We start from the raw sequence: 16,013 nt of genomic DNA on the forward strand, positions 1-16,013 counted from the left end.
ACGCGTCATTGCCAGCGCAGCGAAGCAATCCATTCTTGAAGCAAGCTGGATTGCTTTGTCGCTCAGCTCCCCGCAATGACGAAAAACTCAAAACAGCGGCGCTGTCTGCGCGATCCGCAGCGGACCGATGGAGATCACACCCTCGGTGAATTTCAGCGGAAACGCCCGTGCCGGCTTGCCTTCCAGCGTTGAGGCCTGGCCGAGCATGTTGATGCCCGCCACTACGCCGGCATTGGCGTTCTTGCGCGCGACATTGCCGAGTCCGGGAATCATACGGTCGAGCGCACCGATCACCTTGTTGACGTCCTGTGCGCTGATGCCGGGCGCGATGCGATCGACGGTCGATTGCGGCACGCCGTCCATCAGCAGCTTGTCGATGCCGAGCTGCGAGACCACCCGCTCAAGCCCGGCGACTGTCATCGTCAGTTCGCCGTCGAGATAACCGGCCGGCGTCAGAGCGAGCGAACCGGCGGCAACCGCGATGGTCTCGCCCTGCTGCACGCGCGACTGGGTGAAATCGAGTCGGCCGCCCGCGGCCTGAATTTCACGAAACCGTTCCGGCCAGGGTTTCGGCGCAAAATCCTTCAGGCCGCGCAGCAACGCGCGGATGTCCGCATCAAACGGCTCGGCGAGAATGGGATGCAGGCCCTGCAGGCTTCCGGCGTTCACCTGAAACGCGGTTTCCACCACCGGATTGTTCGACAACGAGCCTTCCAGCAGGCGTGTATGCAGCTCGAGATGCTTTGCGCGCAACAGGGGTGTCTGGGCGGAGCCGTTCATGCGATCGAGCGCCGGATCGTCGAACACCAGCGAGACGCGCTGCGGCGTCGGCAGGCCAGAGGCGCTGGCACGGCCCGTGGTCCAGCCCGCCACAAATGACGGTGCCTCGTTGCGGCTTGCGACGGTCGCCGGCCCGGTGAATTCGGCGATGATCTTGGTCGGATCATAAACCTGCGCGACCACCAGAATATCCTTCAGCCGCGCTGTGAGCTGGGTCTGATCTGCGGTTTGCGACGTCAGCGTCACCACCGGATCGGTGCAGCGGACTTCCATGCGGAACGGAAAGCCCGCGACCGAGCGACTGGCGCACTCATAGGCGCGGCCGGATTTCGCTTCGCGCGTGCGCCATTCGTCGAACTTCTCGTCGACATGCGATGCTGCATAGAACCAGAACCCGCTCCACGCCGCAGCTGCGACGAGAACCAGAACGGGCATTACAAAAACGGGCCAGAGACGGCGGCGAGGTGCGATGGGAGATGTCGGCATCGGGCAAGCTAGACCAGAGGAATCGGGCAATTGAAAGATGCACCTTTCGCGCAAATCGCCTTGAAGTCCATACGCTTGAGGCCCGTCAAGTTGCGCACGGGGCGGTGGACTGATAGGCGTGATCCATCAGGTGACGTCGCCATGGCCGCAAAAATCCTTTCAGAATCCGAATTTCCCGAAGGCGATCTGTGGGTGTTCGCCTACGGATCGCTGATCTGGAAACCCGGCTTCGCCTTCCTTGAGCAAAAACCTGCGCGGCTGATCGGCGAGCATCGTTCGCTTTGCATTTACTCGATGGTCCATCGGGGCACCCCGGAAAAGCCGGGCCTGGTGCTCGGCCTCGATCGCGGAGGCGCCTGTCAGGGCGTTGCGTTCCGGGTGGCGGCGGCTGAGCGAAAGGCCACGGTCGCCTACTTACGGGCGCGCGAGCAGGTGACCGGCGTCTACCGCGAAGTCATGCGCTCGGTCTGGCTTGAAGGCGATGCACGCCAGAGGGTCAGCGCGCTCGCCTATGTCGCCGACCGCAGCCACGACCAGTATGCCGGTCGGCTCACAATGGATGAGCAATTACGGTTGGTGCGTCAGGGTCACGGCGCCTATGGGCCGAATGACGAGTACGTCATCGCAACCGTGACCGCGCTGGAAGCGCAGGGCGTTCGCGACGCGCCGCTGCATCGTCTTGCCGCGATGCTCCATGGCGAAGGCGCCCTTCACCGTCATCCGTAGTCAATCAGGATCTGACGGAGGCTGCGATCGGCGCCGAAAAGCCGATCAGGCGCACCTGTTCCTCGCGCCCCGCCCTCTCCAGCCGGTCGCTCGCTTCTTCGATCGCGGCTTGCAGGCGCGCATTGAAGTCGTGACGTTTGAGACCCGGCGGAATTGGATCAAGAAACTCGATCACAATGGTCCCGGGGTAACGCAGGAACGTCCGCCGCGGCCAGAACAGCCCGGAGTTGAGTGCAACGGGAATGCAGGGCACTCCGGCCTCGCCGTAGATCAGGCTAACGCCGTTCTTGTAATCCGGCGGTGCGCCGACGGCGCGGCGTGTGCCTTCGGGAAAAATCAGAAGCTGACGGCCGCGCCTGATTTCCTCGGCGGCGCGCCTCGTGATGTCGATCAATGTGCGGCCGCCCGCGCTTCGGTTGACGCCGATCATCCCGGCCTTGAGCAGATACCAGCCGAACAGCGGCAGCCACGTCAGTTCGCGCTTCAGGATGTAAAGCGGCTGATCGAAAAACTGCAGCAGCGCGAAGGTTTCCCAGGCCGACTGATGTTTCGAGGCGACGATCAGCGGACCTTTCGGGATTTTATCGAGGCCGCGATATTCGACCCTGGTGTTGCAGATGATCCGCATCCACCAGATGCTCGTCTTGCCCCAGTTGGTTGCGATCCAGATGATGCCCGCGCGCGGCAAGGCATAGGTCGGGAGGCCGAGGATCACCCAGAAAACAAGGTTCAGATAGAAAACGAGGTTGTAGAGCAGCGAACGCAAAAATACCGAAACCATCGACGAACCTGCCTGGAATGCGAATGTCAGAACCTGACGACTAGTTGGCGGACGCGGTGGCCGGCTTCGGATGCGGGACGGTCTGTGTTCCGATTTCCGGCATGCCGCCCTGCCCCACGCCGCCGAAAGCGACCCGCGTCTGCGCAAAAAGATACTTGGCGTATTCCGATAGCAGGAGCCGCAAGGCAGCGCCACTCGTCCACCACGGCTCCTCACGCCATTTGTCGCCGACCACGGCAAACGGAACCAGTTCGATATCCGGCATGGCGTGGGACAATTCAACGATCGCGCGCGGCATGTGATAGTTCGAGGTCACCACAATCAGGGAGCGGAAACCCCGCTCGACCGCCCATCGCCGCGTCTCCGTCGCGTTGCTGCGGGTGTTGACCGCCGACCGGTCGAGATCGACGCAGCAGGTGAGCAGGCGCTGGCTCTCGGGCAGCGTGCGCTGGATGTCGCTGTAGCCGTTGGTCGGGTGCACGCCCGATATCAGCAGCCGGCGGCCGTATCCCACCGACAGCAATTCCAGCGCATCCGAGACACGCGACGAACCGCCGGTGAGGACCACAATGCCGTCGGCATTGCGCGACGGCTTTTCCTCCGCGGGCGGCACCCGCGACAGGAAATCGACGAAGCCCAGTCCGACAAAAAGAAGGATTCCGGCAATGGCAAGCATCACGACACGACGGCGCAGGCGCCCGTGCTTCGGCGTGGCATCGCGGCGGTGTATGGTCTCGGACAATCTCTACTCGCTCAGGCGCACGTGATGATGTTGCGCGGCTCCTACCTTATCTCAAAATCCGGCGTGGCTGTGGCCTCAAAACCCAACCAACACCATGTTTTGACAGGTTCTCTCTGCCAAAGCGGCACCGGCCCGCCTGAAAACACACTCAGTCGATCTCTTCAAGGGTCGCAAACAGCGTCCGCCGCGAGGCCCACGCCGTAACCGCGGCGATCATCAGGGTCTGGGCGGCCAGCGCCAGATAGCCCGAGGCCGGCAGCGCGAATGTCCCCAGCAGCGCTGCGAACTGATCGCCCACCGGCGTCCCCGAAAACCAGCTTGCGATGGATTCCGAGAAGCCGAAGGTCAGCATCGCCGCCAGTCCGCCGATCAGACCGCCCTCAAGGCCGAGCCGCAGAAAATGGCGCAAGAAACGGTTGGCGATATAGCGATCCTGCGCGCCGACGAAATGCAGCACCTCGACAATCGGCCGGTTGGCCGCCATCGCACCGCGCGTGGCAAACGACACTGAGATCACTGTCGCAACGATCACGAGAATAAGAATCCCGGTGCCCGCCAGAACGATCGCGCCGGTCATCGAACGCATCCGCTCGATCCACGCGCGATGGTCATCAATGGTGGCGGATGCCGCGGCCTGCGCGATACTTCGGCGCAGAGTCACCAGATCCGGCGTCGACCCCGGCGCGACACGCACGACGATCACGCGCGGAACGGGAAGATCGTCGAGCGACAATCCGGTGCCCAGCCACGGCTCCAGAAGCCGCGCCGACTCGGCCTTGCTGAACGGCCGCACTTCCAGAATTCCGGGCTGTGCCCGCACCGCCTCCGTGACGCTGCGAACGTCGCGCTCGATGTCGCGGCCGGGCGAAGGCCGCAACTGGATGGTGAGTTCGCTCGAAACGTCGGACTGCCATTCGGCAGCCGATGCGCGCACCAGCAGCACCGCGCCCGTCGTCATCGACGCCAGATAGGTCATGATGGCAACAACTGCGATCAGCGCGCGCCCGGAAATCGATCCGCGCGGAACGATCGGCGACAGGTTGCGCGCATGCGCGGCGACTTCCGACGTGCTGTCGCCCAGATCCATCACCGGTTTGCGATCATCAATCATAGATGTGCAGCCGCGATTCATGCAGCACCATGCGCCGCGCCTCGTACTGATCCATCAATGCGATGTCGTGAGTGGCGATGATGACGGCGGTGCCGGACTTGTTCAACTGGATGAAAAGGCTGAGCAGCCGCCGCGCCAGCGACGGATCGACGTTGCCGGTCGGCTCGTCCGCCAGCAGGAGCTGCGGCCGGGCGATCACCGCGCGGGCAATCGCGGCGCGCTGCTTTTCGCCCCCGGAGAGGATCGGCGGCAATGCGTCCATCCGCTTGCCGAGGCCGACCCAGTTCAGCAGATCGATGACTTCCTTGCGGTAGCTGGATTCGCTGCGGCCCATGACGCGGAACGGCAGCGCGACGTTCTCATACGTCGTCATGTGATCGAGCAGCCGGAAGTCCTGCAACACAATGCCGATGCGCGAACGCAATTCGGCGCGCCCGTCCTTGTCGAGCAGCGACACATCCTTGCCGAACAGGTTGACCAGACCCCGCGTCGGCCGCAGCGACAGGAACAGCATCCGCAGCAGCGACGTCTTGCCGGCGCCGGACGGCCCGGTGAGAAACTGGAACGAGCGGGCGGGAATCTGGAAGGTCAGGTCGCGCAGGACCTCCGGGCCAAGCCCGTAGCGCAAACCGACATTTTCGAACCGGACCAATCTCAGCTCCGTTCGACATGACCGATGGAGATACCGTCCCGGGTGGCCCCGTTCGGCCGGCAACCACAGGGGCGGATACCGTAAAACGCTTTTGCGGCCGTTATGGTTTCCGATTCGTTAACGGACACCAGATAGCCTCATCCCACCAAGCGCGTTCATTCCAGCGATTCGTCCATGCACATCGTTTGCCCCCATTGTACGACATCCTACGAGGTCGATCCGGCCAATTTCGGTGCAGCGGGGCGGAAAGTCCGCTGCGCCCGCTGCCAGGAAGTCTGGCTCGCCGTGCCGCAGGAACTGACCTCGGCGGATGCCATGTCCGGGTACGAGGTGGAAGAAACTCACCCGCAGGACGATTTCGGCGCACGGGAAGACGTATCGGCCGATTGGCACAACAACGGCATGCCGCATGTCGAAAGCCCGCCCATCTCGGGCGAATGGTCGGAGCCATCGGCTCGGCAGACCGGGGAGACCGGCCAGAACTGGACCGCTCTGGCCCAACAGGAGGCGATGACCGAAACCGGTCCGGCCAAATCCTCCCGGTTCAGGAAACTCAGTTCATCGGTCGCACCGTTCCTGAAATCGGCGAACTGGGCGAAGGCTCTTCCTGGCGTTCTGACTCTTCCGACGGCCTGCGTGGCGCTCGGCGCAGTCGTGTTCGCCCTGATCGCCTGGCGCACCGATGTGGTCCGCGCGATGCCGCAAACCGCCGCCTTCTACAAGATGATCGGCATGGGCGTGAACCTGCGCGGACTCGCCTTCGAGGATCTCAGGATCAGCACCGAGACGGTGAACGACAAAACCGTCCTGCTGATCGAAGGTGCCCTGGTCGATGTCGCACGCAGGTCCGTGGAAATCCCGCGGCTGCGGTTTATCGTGCGCGACGCCAACGGCGCGGATATCTATGCGTGGAATGCCGTGCTGGAGCAGCCCGTGCTCAACCCCGGCGAGAAAGCCTGGTTCAAGACACGGCTGGCGTCGCCGCCCGCCGAAGGCCGCGAAATTGCCGTGAGGTTCTTCCACAAGCGGGATATCGCGACTGGAGGAACCTGAATGTCCCGCGTTTTGATCGCCGACGACGAGGAGTCGATGCGCCTGCTGGTGGCGCGTGCGATCGCCATGGACGGCCACGAGATCGTCACCGCCGAGGACGGCGCGGAAGCGCTTGAGATCCTCAACCGCGATGAGGTCGCATTCGATCTTCTGCTCACCGACATTAAGATGCCCGTGATGGACGGTATCGCCCTGGCGCTGGCCGCCGCGCGCGACTTTCCCCGGCTGACGATTCTCCTGATGACCGGCTTTGCCGATCAGCGCGAACGCGCCTCTGGCCTCGAAGCCATCATCCACGACGTCATCACCAAGCCATTTGCGGTGGCGGATATCCGCACCGCGGTTGCAGACGCGCTGGCATCGCGCAACGACTAAATCCTAAGCAGATTTGCTATTCCGCAAGCTGCGGCGCGGTGTCTCCAGAGCGCAGCGTCAGCCGCGTCAGGATGAAAGCCGCCACCGCGCAGATCGCGATGGTGGTCACCATCGGCAGCGCCGTCCCGTTGAAGAATGCACTGGCGACCACGATCATCACCGCGCCTGTGATCATCTGCAACGTGCCGCCCAGCGCCGACGCCATGCCCGCGATCGGGCCGTGATCTTCCAGCGAAAGCACCATGGTGGAAGGAATCACCAGCCCAAGCCAGGCGTTGGCGATGAACAGCATCACAACCAGCACGGCGAGGCTGTCGACACCGGCGGCGGTCACCGCAAACAGAGCCAGCGTCGCCACCGTGAAGCAGGTCACCGCCACCGAGACCACCCGCGCGATACCAAAACGCGCAGCCAGATATCCGCTGAACTGCGAAGCGCCGATGAAGCCGATGGCATTCAGCGAAAAGGTCAGGCCGTACTGGGTCGGCGTCAACCCGAAATGGCCGATATAAATGAAGGATGAACTGGCGAGGAAGGCGAAGAAACTCGCCATGCCGAAACCGCCGATCAAAGTCAGCCCGAGGAAACGCCAGTCGCGGAACAACTCGCCAAAACCATCCAGCACGCTGCGGACGCTGACCTCCACCCGTTCCTCGGGCGGGCGCGTTTCAGGAAGCATGAAGGCGACCAGCAGAAAAGAGAGAACCGAGGCAACGGTAACCGCGACGAACACCGCGCGCCAGCCGAACGGCACGATCAGGCCGCTGCCGACAAGCGGTGCGAGGATCGGCGAGACGCTGAACACCAGCATGACAAGTGACATCAAACGTGTCGCATCGACGCCGGTGTGCAGGTCGCGGATCACCGCACGCGGAATCACCATCACCGCGGCTGCGCCAAGACCCTGCACGAAGCGGAAGAAAATCAGCCACGCGATGCTCGGCGCGAGACCGCAGCCGATGCTGCCGAGCGCAAACACCACGATCCCGAAATAAAGCGGCGGCTTGCGGCCCACCATGTCCGAAACCGGTCCATAGACGATCTGGCACACCCCGAACGCCACGAAGAACGCCATCAGCGTCATCTGGGTGGCCGCGGTGGATGCCCGAAGATCCGACGCGATCGCCGGCAGCGCGGGCAAATACATGTCGATGGCGAAAGGCCCGATCGCGGAGAGAAGCCCCAGCACGATCGCGTTTTTTGCAAAGCTTGAAGACATGGCGTGACGTATCCTGAACGTTCTTGTCGATTGTATGAGCGGGCGCGCGATCAGGCCGCGCGGCCGGCTGGCGAAGCTGTTGTGGCGGCCCGTGAAAAATGGTCAATGCCATGGAGAGCGCTGTTGGCGTCAATCAGGAAACGGGACGGGACATGACCAAGGAACAACGGAAGGTGGCGCTGGTGACCGGCGCGGCGCGCGGTATCGGACTTGCCGCAGCGAAGCGGTTTCTGGCCGAAGGCTGGCAGGTCGCGTTGCTCGATATCGAAAAGGACCTGCTTGCCCAGACTTTCAAGACCCTCGCAGCACCCGACACCACGCTGGCGATCCACTGCGACGTATCGGATGCCGACGCGGTCGCCGCCGCATTCAGGCAGGCGGTTCAGCACTTCGGACGACTCGACGCGCTGGTCAACAATGCCGGCATCGCGATCTTCAAGCCGCTGCTGGAAACAACGCAGGCCGACTGGGACCGCGTGCTGGCGGTGAACCTGACCGGGCCGTTCCTCTGCACACAGGCGGCAGCTCCCCTGATGCGCGAGACCGGCGGCGGCGCGATCGTGAACATCACCTCGATTTCCGCGCTCCGCGCCTCGACCCTGCGCACCGCTTACGGCACCAGCAAGGCCGGCCTCGCCCACCTCACCAAACAGTTCGCCGTCGAACTCGCCACGCTCGGCATTCGCGTCAATGCCGTTGCGCCCGGCCCGGTCGACACCGCGATGGCGAAAGCAGTTCACACGCCTGCGATCCGCGCGGACTATCACGATACCATTCCGCTCAACCGTTACGGCCTCGAGGAAGAACTCGCCGAGGCGATCTTCTTCCTGTGCAGCGATCGCGCCAGCTACATCACCGGGCAGATGCTGTGCGTTGACGGCGGCTTCGAGGCCACCGGCATCGGCTTGCCGACACTGCGGGGCGAAGGCCGCAACGGCTGATAGCGGGCTGCTGGAAACCTCAGCATGCGCATGTAGCGGACGCGGTTGCGCGCTCGCGCCGCACGCTGTTCGCCTCGATCCGGGATTGCCCCATGCCTTCGGTGAGGTCCGAAATCCGGGCGTGATACTCGGCAAACATCGCTGTCTCAACCCAGCTTCGGTAATGGTCCTCCGTCTCGAAGACGCTGATGAGCAGCGCGGAGCCACCATCGATATCGCGATAGATCCGGCCACCATGGAAGCCCGGCACACGATCCGCAAAGCGATCGCGCGACGCCTCCAGCACAAGCTCCAGTTCGTCGAGCTTGCCCGGCTTGGGCGTGAAACTGTTGATGAGCACGAACGGCCGCGACGGGCTGTCCTGCGCTTGGGTTCGATCCTGATAGTTCGCTTCTGGCATGATTCCATCTCTGATTTTCGGCCGGTCGCATGCACTGCGTTGCGATGCTTGCGGCGACGATGAGGGCAGCCTAGAACCTCAAGCATAGTTGAGGTCAAGCAACGATGAAGCAGAACAAACTCGCGGCAATTGCACGGGAGCTGAGCGTCGGCGAAGTCGCCGAACGCTGCGGCGTCGCCGTCTCCACGCTCCATTTCTACGAATCGAAGGGACTGATTTCGAGTTCGCGGAATCGCGGCAACCAGCGCCGCTATCCGCGAGCGGTGCTGCGCCGTGTCGCCGTCATCAAGGTGGCGCAGAGCACCGGATTGCCGCTCGCGGCAATCCGGAATGCGTTGGCCTCGCTGCCCGATGGACGAGTGCCTACGGTCAAGGACTGGGCCAGGCTGTCGGCGGCGTGGCGTGCCGATCTCGATGAGCGGATCGCCACATTGACCCGCCTGCGCGACCAGTTGAGCGGCTGTATCGGATGCGGCTGCCTGTCGCTGAAGACATGCCCTTTGCGCAATCCGGGTGACAGGGCAAGTGAGCGGGGTCCGGGTGCACGATTGTTTGATCGATAGCATGGACACCGCATTGCTCCGTTACTTTTCCGCAACCGCCTTCATGCTGGTCAGGCCCTGCTGAAACTGGCCGCCGACCATGCGATCCATCTTGAAGACCATGTGCATGATCTTCGCCATGTAGGGCGCCGGACCATGCATGGCCCAGGTGACCGTCGTCGTGCTGCCCAGCGGACGCATGGTGAATTCGGCGATGTTGTGGGCCTCGAACGGACTGAAGAAATCCAGCTTGATGACGACTTTGGACGCAGGCGTTGCCTCAAGAATCTCCATCCGGCCATGGCCGATGTTCTTGTTGCCGCTCCACTCGTACACGGAGCCCTTGCCGGTCGGTGCACCGCTGTAGGTCCGCTGCATGGCCGGATCGACATGTTCGTAAGGCGACCATGATCCCCAGTTCTTATAATCGGTGATCAGCGGAAAGATCTTGTCCGCAGGCGCGTTGATGTCGATGGACCGCTCGATACGGAACGTGTTCGGCCGCAGCGCGGCGAGGATCAGAACGATCGCGATCGCAATCGCAAGAATGATGGCAATGTACATCAGGGTGGTCATGTCACTCTCCGTTACAAATGCGATGGGTTCAGGCGTCAGCGACGCCAAGGAAAGATCAGGCGCAGCCGCTCGTCGCGGAGATAAAGCCCGCCCCAGAGCAGGATGCCGAGATAAACGCCGAACAGCGTGTGGCTGAACAGCGGGCTGCCGGCGCGAACGTGCACATAGATGGCGCCGCCGAGATATCCGGTCAGCAGGATTGCGCCGAGCACCGAGGTCCGCGGATAGGCATAGAGCAGCGTACCGAGCAGCGTCAGCACGCCAAGAGTGACCGCGAGGTTCGTCGGGATGCCGAGCTGCCGCGAGGTTTCGATGACAACATCGAGCGGAATCAGCTTGATGACGGCATCGAACAGCAGGAACAGGATCACCAGGCCGCTGAGGACGCGTCCGGTCCACAGCGCCGTTGTCGAAATCGGAACCAGTTCGTTCATGATGCTTGCTCCGGATTTCAGGCTTGCAGCGACGCGAGATACGCAGCGAGCTGGTCCCACGTTCCGCCATAGCCCTGCGTCATGCTGGCGAAGTTGCCTTCGAACGTCGCACGCTCTTCGTCGGACCCGTTGAGGGCGACCACGCGATTGACCAGCAGCGTCTTCCCACCCTGATCGATAAAGGTCGCCGTGCCCAGCATTTCGATCGGCCATGTCGGCGCCATCGGATGACGGCTCAGCCCGGCATTCTTGTCGGAGAACGAGCTGACAAAGACCAGCCGCTCGGGCTTGACGATCTCGCGGAACACCCATTTGCCCCACATCTCGCTGCTGTCCGGCGCCTGCATGCCGTAGTGAAAGATGCCGCCGGGCCTGAGGTCGAGATCTCCGACAATCATCCTGAAGCCCTTCGGACCCCACCATTTCATCAAATGATCCCGCTGGGTGAAAACCTTCCAGACCAGATCGCGCGGAGCATCGAACAGACGCTCGATGACGAATTCCTTGCTGTAGGTTTCCGCAAAGGCGGCGGGCTGAGCTGAGGCCATTTCTTTTCTCCGAGCGATATTTGCTTTTTGATGCGTGCTTGCGATCACGCCGCCTTGACCGGCAATGGATGGGCGAAACTCCAGCCGTGGCCGAACGGGTCGACCACCTGTCCATAGCGCGCGCCCCAGAACGCATCCCACGGCGCCATGATGACTTTCGCGCCGGCGTCGGCAGCACGCTTCACGGCTTCATCGCAGTTGGGGACCTCAAGATGAATGACGAAGGATGTGCCCCCCAGAACGTTCGGCGGACGGATGCTGCTTTCAGGGTTCGCTTCGCAGTATTCCGAGAAGTGGTCATTCAGGAAGACCACCGCGCCATTCACCAGAAGCTGCGCATGCATCAGACGCTTGCCGTCCTCCGCCGGAAGACGCGTCACTTCGGTTGCGCCAAGCGCCTTCTTGTAGAACTCGATCGCATCGCTGGCGCCGTTGACGACGAGATGCGGAATGAGCGGAGGCAGCGTGGGATACTGGTCGGCCATGGGATAATTCTCCGGTTGGGTCTGATGTGATGTTTGAGTCTTGCCGAGAAGTGCTCTTACTTTTTTGAAGGTGCTCGCCGCGAAGAAGATTTCCGCTTCACGGTCCTGCGCTGCTTTGGAGAAGCTTCGAGCTTCTCCTTCGCCTGCAACTCGCCGAGATATTCTTCGAGGCGATCCAGCCCCGCCTCCCAGAAGCGGCGATAGTTCTCGAGCCAGTCGTCGACTTCCTTGAGCGCCGCCGGTTCGATCTTGCATGGACGCCACTGCGCTTCGCGGCCGCGCGTCACGAGACCCGCATGCTCAAGCACTTTCAGATGCTTCGAGACCGCAGGCATGCTCATCGCAAACGGCTCCGCCAGTTCCGTCACCGACGTTTCGCCGAGCACCAGCCGCGCAAGGATGGCGCGGCGGGTGGGGTCGGCGAGGGCTGCGAATTTGATGCTGAGCGGGTCCATGTTCGCTTTCATATAACCATTAGGTTAAATAACCTGATGGTTAAGTACAAGCGTTGCCCAAAACTGTCAAGCGGCTCCGATTGAAATTGCTGGATGGTGACGCGCGACGCCGCGGCGTCGCGATAAGGCTCAGTAATCCTTAAGCAAACGCTCGATGTAATCGAGTTCGATCTGCGGCCGCTGCGGGTCCGCGAGACGGCGGCGCAGTTCTTCCAGAATCCGCCGCACGCGCTGCACGTCGATCTCGCCGGGAATTTTCACCGTGAGATCGTCACTCCACTCACGGCCGTTGAGCGGCCGCCCCAGCGGGTCGGTGGTGTTGCCGCTGTTCTGCTGGCGGCCCATGCGATTGCCCGGTCCGCCATCCTGTCCATCGCCCGGCTGCATCGACTGCGCAAGATTCTGCGCACCTTTGCGCAGCGCTTCGAGCGCCCGGCCCTGTGAATCGACCGCGCTGTCGGCGTTGCCCTGGCCAAGCTGGTTGCCCGCATCGCCCATCGCAGAATCGGCATCGCCGAGCGAGTCGCCGTCGTCCTGCTGGCCGTCCTGTCCCTGACCCGGCTGCTGACCCTGGCCCGGCTGACCTTTCTCGCCGCGCCGGCCCGGCATCATGCCGTTCTTCTTCATGTCGTCGAGCAGCTTGCCCAGCCGGTCGCGCAGCGCCTGCTGGTCCTGACGCAGTCCGTCCATCGTGTTCTGGTCGCCCTGCTCGCCGCGGCTGCGGTCCCGGCGCGAATCCTGGCCCTGCTTAAATGTCTTGTCGCGCAACTGCTGCTGTTTGCGGATCATGTCGCCGAGTTCGTTGAGCGCCTGCTCCATGTCGCCGTCGCCCTGCCCGGGCTGCGCCATCTGCAGGTTTTCCAGCATCTGCTGCAATTGCTCGAGCAGCGCCCGCGCGGCATCCTTGTCGCCGGAGCGCGACAGCCGCTCCATGCGATCGATCATGTTCTTGAGATCCTGCTGGCGCATCACCTTGGTATTGGGATCGAGCGGCCGCGCCAGTTGCTGCGGATTGTTGCGCAGCTGTTCGGCGAGCTGGCGCATGAAGTTGTCCAGCGCCGCACGCAGGTTGTCGGTCAGCTTCTTGATTTCCTCGTCGCTGGCGCCGCGCTCCAGCGCTTCCTTCAAGGCATCCTGCGCGGCGCGCAGCGCCTTCTCGACATCGGTGATGTTGCCGTCCTCGATCGCGACCGCAAGCGCCCAAAGGTTGTCGACGGTCTCGCGCATGGCCTCGCGCGAACTGGCGTGACCGAGCTGGGATGCGATGCTGCGCAGACCGAGATAATGTCCGAGCTCGGGCATGAACGCTTCGGGCGCGATCATCAGCGCATCGAGCGCGATCAGCACCAGCGGCTTCTGGTTGGCGTCGAGCGCGAGATTGCGGCGCTGCTCGATCAGCGCGCGCGCCAGCGGTTTGACAAACAGCCGCTCCGGCAGCCGCATGTCGAACGGCTCGCTGCGTCCCTCGTTGCCGGCTTCGTCCTTCGCGGTAAGGGTCAAGGTGACGTCGGCGCCGGCATACGGATTTTCGCTGAGATCCTTGACGGTCTGACCCACGCCATTGCGGGTGCGCACGTTCGGCAGTCCGAGCGTGATCGATGGCGGATCGAACAGCGGCTGCGGCCTGGCGCTGTCTTCGCCGGCGCTGCTGTCTTTCCCGGTCGCGCGCGGCGCGAACTGCGCGCGCGCTTCTGCCACGCCATAATCGTCTTCAAGCTTGTAGGACAACAGCAGCGCACCCTTGGCCTGCCGTTCAGGATCCTTGGCCAGCGAGATGCTCGGCGCGTGATCGGGCATGGCCTTGAAGGTCCATTGCGGCTGCCCCGAGGGCGAACGGACATGCGCCGTGCCATCGCCTGTAATGGTGAAGTGCCGCTCGCTGGTGCCTTGCGGTGCATTCGCGGTCACCGGAACTTCCGCCACGCCACCGGCAGCGGCGACATCGAGCCTGCCACCGCTGGAACGAACGATCAGCGTGCTCCCCGCCGGGACAGAGACAGGCCCCGTATCCGACGCAGGCGCATCCTTGTTCAGGGAGTTCGACAGAATGATCGGCGGACGGCTGGTGTAAGGCGGCGGTGTCACCCATGCATCGACGCGGACATTCGCCGCGGAAAAGGCGCCGTCCCAGTCAAACGCCGCAACAACCCGCGCAAGACGATCGTTGCCCGCAGCGACGAAGGTCGCAACCATCAGCACGACCACCAGCGCGCGCAGCGCCCACGGATCGTGAAGCGCCAAACGCGGCGACGGCAGACCGGCGCGGATACGCTTGATCGAGGCCAGCGTGCGCGCACGCTGCTCTTGCCACAGCGCCTGCGTGATCGGGTCCTGCGACTTCAGGGTGTCCGTCAGCGCCGTCGCAGGGCGGTGGGGAATTCCGGTTCCGCGATCGAGCCGGCGCAGCGCATCCTCGCGCGTCGGCCAGCGAAACCGGATCGCCGGAATCAGGGCCACGGCGGCGAGCAGGGCAAAGACCGTAAATGCAACGATGCGCACGGCAAAGGGGAAAGCGACCCAAAGACCTGCCCATGATGCCGCAAGGAACAGACCGACGACAGTCAACAGCCGCGCGAGATGCGGCCAGCCGCGCTCCCATACGACCGCAAGCCGCGCCCGCCGCAAAGCCTGCGCCAACTGAAGACGCCGGGCCTCCTCGGCAGCGAGCGGATGCTCGGATGGGTCTGGGGTCGATCCGTTCAACAGGCTCTCCAGAGTCAGTTCAATGCAACCTAGTGATCCGGTTCTGACATTCGTACCATGGAGTAAAGCGAACGTCGGATACGGGACGTTAGCACAGCGGCGGCAATGAGGCATGGCTTCAACGCCCTACCCACATGCAAAGCTGCGGCCAAAGAGGTAGGCTGCCGCCGAAAAGCGGGGCTTCCGTTTCACAAAAGCGTGACGCCAAGCCACAGTTCCCGGCCTTGGAAGCACGTTGCGGCGAGTTACCTCACGCGCACAATGCAGGCCGGAGATGCCCGATGAGCCCCAACGCCAGCAAGGCATTCGCCGGATTGCTGCGATCGCTGCTTGTCATCGCAGCGCTGTTTTTCATCCCGGCCTGGTCGCTGAGATTCTGGCAGGGCTGGGTCTATCTCGCGATCATGGGCGCCGCCTCCGCCGCCATCATCCTGTATCTCGCGAAATACGACGACGCGCTGATCGGACGGCGGCTCAAGGCTGGGCCGGTCGCCGAGAAAGAGAAGAGCCAGAAGATCATTCAGACTCTGACCGCGGTCTCCGGCGTCGTCGCGTTTCTGGTGCCCGGTTTCGATTTTCGCTGGCACTGGTCGGATGTCCCGGCAGCGCTGATCGTCCTGGGCGACATCGGCGTCGTGATCGGATACGTCATCATCTTTCTGGTTTTTCGCGAAAACTCTTACGCCTCCAGCATCGTCGAAGTTGCCGAAAGCCAGAAGGTCGTCTCGACGGGGCCATATGCCGTCGTCCGCCATCCGATGTATTGCGGCGCGATCCTGATGTTTCTCGCAACGCCGCTGGCGCTCGGTTCATGGTGGGCCTTCATTCCCGTAGCCATCCTGAGTGCGATGGTCGCCGTGCGCCTGATCGATGAAGAGCGATTTCTCGTCATCCACCTGCCGGGCTACGATGCTTACCGTTTGCGCGTGCGTTACCGGCTGATTCCGGGAGTGTGGTAGATCGCAACCAGGGCAGCTGCGATCAAAGCCACGGAGCCTGTCTGC

At 63.0% G+C, this 16,013-nt stretch carries 19 protein-coding genes; 6 read left to right on the forward strand and 13 right to left on the reverse strand.

Annotated features, from left to right (window positions below; genetic code table 11):
• Positions 1-87 precede the first annotated feature (87 nt).
• Positions 88-1,215, reverse strand: a complete 1,128-nt coding sequence (locus tag AC1Q67_RS14425; RefSeq protein WP_492236080.1) for a DUF2125 domain-containing protein — start codon at positions 1,213-1,215, stop codon at positions 88-90.
• A 192-nt stretch (positions 1,216-1,407) separates the two neighbouring features.
• Between AC1Q67_RS14425 and AC1Q67_RS14430 the strand changes: the two genes are divergently transcribed.
• A complete protein-coding gene (locus AC1Q67_RS14430; RefSeq protein WP_492236081.1) occupies positions 1,408-1,992 on the forward strand; it encodes a gamma-glutamylcyclotransferase in 585 nt (194 codons plus the stop codon).
• A gap of 4 nt (positions 1,993-1,996) precedes the next feature.
• Here the strand turns inward: AC1Q67_RS14430 and AC1Q67_RS14435 are convergent, their stop codons facing one another.
• The 4 genes from AC1Q67_RS14435 to ftsE all read right to left on the reverse strand — a co-directional run bounded on the left by AC1Q67_RS14435 (position 1,997) and on the right by ftsE (position 5,278).
• The gene (locus tag AC1Q67_RS14435) at positions 1,997-2,773 is read right to left on the reverse strand and encodes a lysophospholipid acyltransferase family protein (RefSeq protein WP_492236082.1); all 777 of its coding nucleotides are present in this window, start codon (positions 2,771-2,773) and stop codon (positions 1,997-1,999) included.
• A 40-nt stretch (positions 2,774-2,813) separates the two neighbouring features.
• On the reverse strand, positions 2,814-3,449 hold the full coding sequence (locus AC1Q67_RS14440; protein ID WP_492236461.1) for a YdcF family protein: 636 nt from the start codon (positions 3,447-3,449) through the stop codon (positions 2,814-2,816).
• Positions 3,450-3,663: 214 nt separating this feature from the next.
• The gene (locus AC1Q67_RS14445) at positions 3,664-4,626 is read right to left on the reverse strand and encodes a cell division protein FtsX (protein WP_492236083.1); all 963 of its coding nucleotides are present in this window, start codon (positions 4,624-4,626) and stop codon (positions 3,664-3,666) included.
• A complete protein-coding gene (ftsE, locus tag AC1Q67_RS14450; protein WP_024574777.1) occupies positions 4,619-5,278 on the reverse strand; it encodes a cell division ATP-binding protein FtsE in 660 nt (219 codons plus the stop codon). Before ftsE ends, AC1Q67_RS14445 begins: the two co-directional genes overlap by 8 nt.
• Positions 5,279-5,452: 174 nt before the next feature.
• Between ftsE and AC1Q67_RS14455 the strand changes: the two genes are divergently transcribed.
• Positions 5,453-6,331 carry an MJ0042-type zinc finger domain-containing protein gene (locus AC1Q67_RS14455; RefSeq protein ID WP_492236084.1) on the forward strand — a complete coding sequence of 293 codons (879 nt, stop codon included), beginning with the start codon at positions 5,453-5,455 and terminating at the stop codon, positions 6,329-6,331.
• Complete coding sequence (locus AC1Q67_RS14460; RefSeq protein WP_492236085.1) at positions 6,332-6,706, forward strand: response regulator; 375 nt, start codon at positions 6,332-6,334, stop codon at positions 6,704-6,706.
• Between the two features lie 16 nt (positions 6,707-6,722).
• On the opposite strand, the gene AC1Q67_RS14465 is transcribed toward AC1Q67_RS14460, so the two are convergent.
• Positions 6,723-7,925 (reverse strand): multidrug effflux MFS transporter, encoded by a 1,203-nt coding sequence (locus AC1Q67_RS14465; RefSeq protein ID WP_492236086.1) that lies wholly within the window; start codon positions 7,923-7,925, stop codon positions 6,723-6,725.
• A gap of 152 nt (positions 7,926-8,077) precedes the next feature.
• Here AC1Q67_RS14465 and AC1Q67_RS14470 point away from each other — a divergent pair, with 152 nt between their 5' ends.
• Positions 8,078-8,866, forward strand: a complete 789-nt coding sequence (locus tag AC1Q67_RS14470; protein ID WP_492236087.1) for an SDR family NAD(P)-dependent oxidoreductase — start codon at positions 8,078-8,080, stop codon at positions 8,864-8,866.
• Between the two features lie 19 nt (positions 8,867-8,885).
• On the opposite strand, the gene AC1Q67_RS14475 is transcribed toward AC1Q67_RS14470, so the two are convergent.
• The gene (locus AC1Q67_RS14475) at positions 8,886-9,266 is read right to left on the reverse strand and encodes an antibiotic biosynthesis monooxygenase family protein (protein WP_492236088.1); all 381 of its coding nucleotides are present in this window, start codon (positions 9,264-9,266) and stop codon (positions 8,886-8,888) included.
• 104 nt (positions 9,267-9,370) lie between these two features.
• On the opposite strand from AC1Q67_RS14475, the gene soxR reads away from it, so the two are divergent.
• On the forward strand, positions 9,371-9,829 hold the full coding sequence (soxR, locus tag AC1Q67_RS14480) for a redox-sensitive transcriptional activator SoxR (RefSeq protein WP_492236089.1): 459 nt from the start codon (positions 9,371-9,373) through the stop codon (positions 9,827-9,829).
• A 21-nt stretch (positions 9,830-9,850) separates the two neighbouring features.
• Here the strand turns inward: soxR and AC1Q67_RS14485 are convergent, their stop codons facing one another.
• The 6 genes from AC1Q67_RS14485 to AC1Q67_RS14510 all read right to left on the reverse strand — a co-directional run bounded on the left by AC1Q67_RS14485 (position 9,851) and on the right by AC1Q67_RS14510 (position 15,009).
• Positions 9,851-10,384: an SRPBCC family protein gene (locus AC1Q67_RS14485; protein WP_024574784.1), complete on the reverse strand. Its 534-nt coding sequence runs from the start codon at positions 10,382-10,384 to the stop codon at positions 9,851-9,853.
• Between the two features lie 35 nt (positions 10,385-10,419).
• Positions 10,420-10,818: a DoxX family protein gene (locus tag AC1Q67_RS14490; protein ID WP_024574785.1), complete on the reverse strand. Its 399-nt coding sequence runs from the start codon at positions 10,816-10,818 to the stop codon at positions 10,420-10,422.
• A gap of 17 nt (positions 10,819-10,835) precedes the next feature.
• Positions 10,836-11,366, reverse strand: a complete 531-nt coding sequence (locus tag AC1Q67_RS14495) for an SRPBCC family protein (RefSeq protein WP_492236090.1) — start codon at positions 11,364-11,366, stop codon at positions 10,836-10,838.
• A 44-nt stretch (positions 11,367-11,410) separates the two neighbouring features.
• Positions 11,411-11,851: a VOC family protein gene (locus tag AC1Q67_RS14500; RefSeq protein WP_024574787.1), complete on the reverse strand. Its 441-nt coding sequence runs from the start codon at positions 11,849-11,851 to the stop codon at positions 11,411-11,413.
• A 56-nt stretch (positions 11,852-11,907) separates the two neighbouring features.
• Positions 11,908-12,306, reverse strand: a complete 399-nt coding sequence (locus tag AC1Q67_RS14505; protein WP_024574788.1) for an ArsR/SmtB family transcription factor — start codon at positions 12,304-12,306, stop codon at positions 11,908-11,910.
• A 129-nt stretch (positions 12,307-12,435) separates the two neighbouring features.
• Positions 12,436-15,009 carry a TIGR02302 family protein gene (locus AC1Q67_RS14510; RefSeq protein WP_492236091.1) on the reverse strand — a complete coding sequence of 858 codons (2,574 nt, stop codon included), beginning with the start codon at positions 15,007-15,009 and terminating at the stop codon, positions 12,436-12,438.
• A 281-nt stretch (positions 15,010-15,290) separates the two neighbouring features.
• Here AC1Q67_RS14510 and AC1Q67_RS14515 point away from each other — a divergent pair, with 281 nt between their 5' ends.
• Complete coding sequence (locus tag AC1Q67_RS14515; protein ID WP_492236092.1) at positions 15,291-15,968, forward strand: methyltransferase family protein; 678 nt, start codon at positions 15,291-15,293, stop codon at positions 15,966-15,968.
• Positions 15,969-16,013 lie beyond the last annotated feature (45 nt).

Source organism: Afipia sp. GW823-FHT06G09, assembly GCF_058794875.1.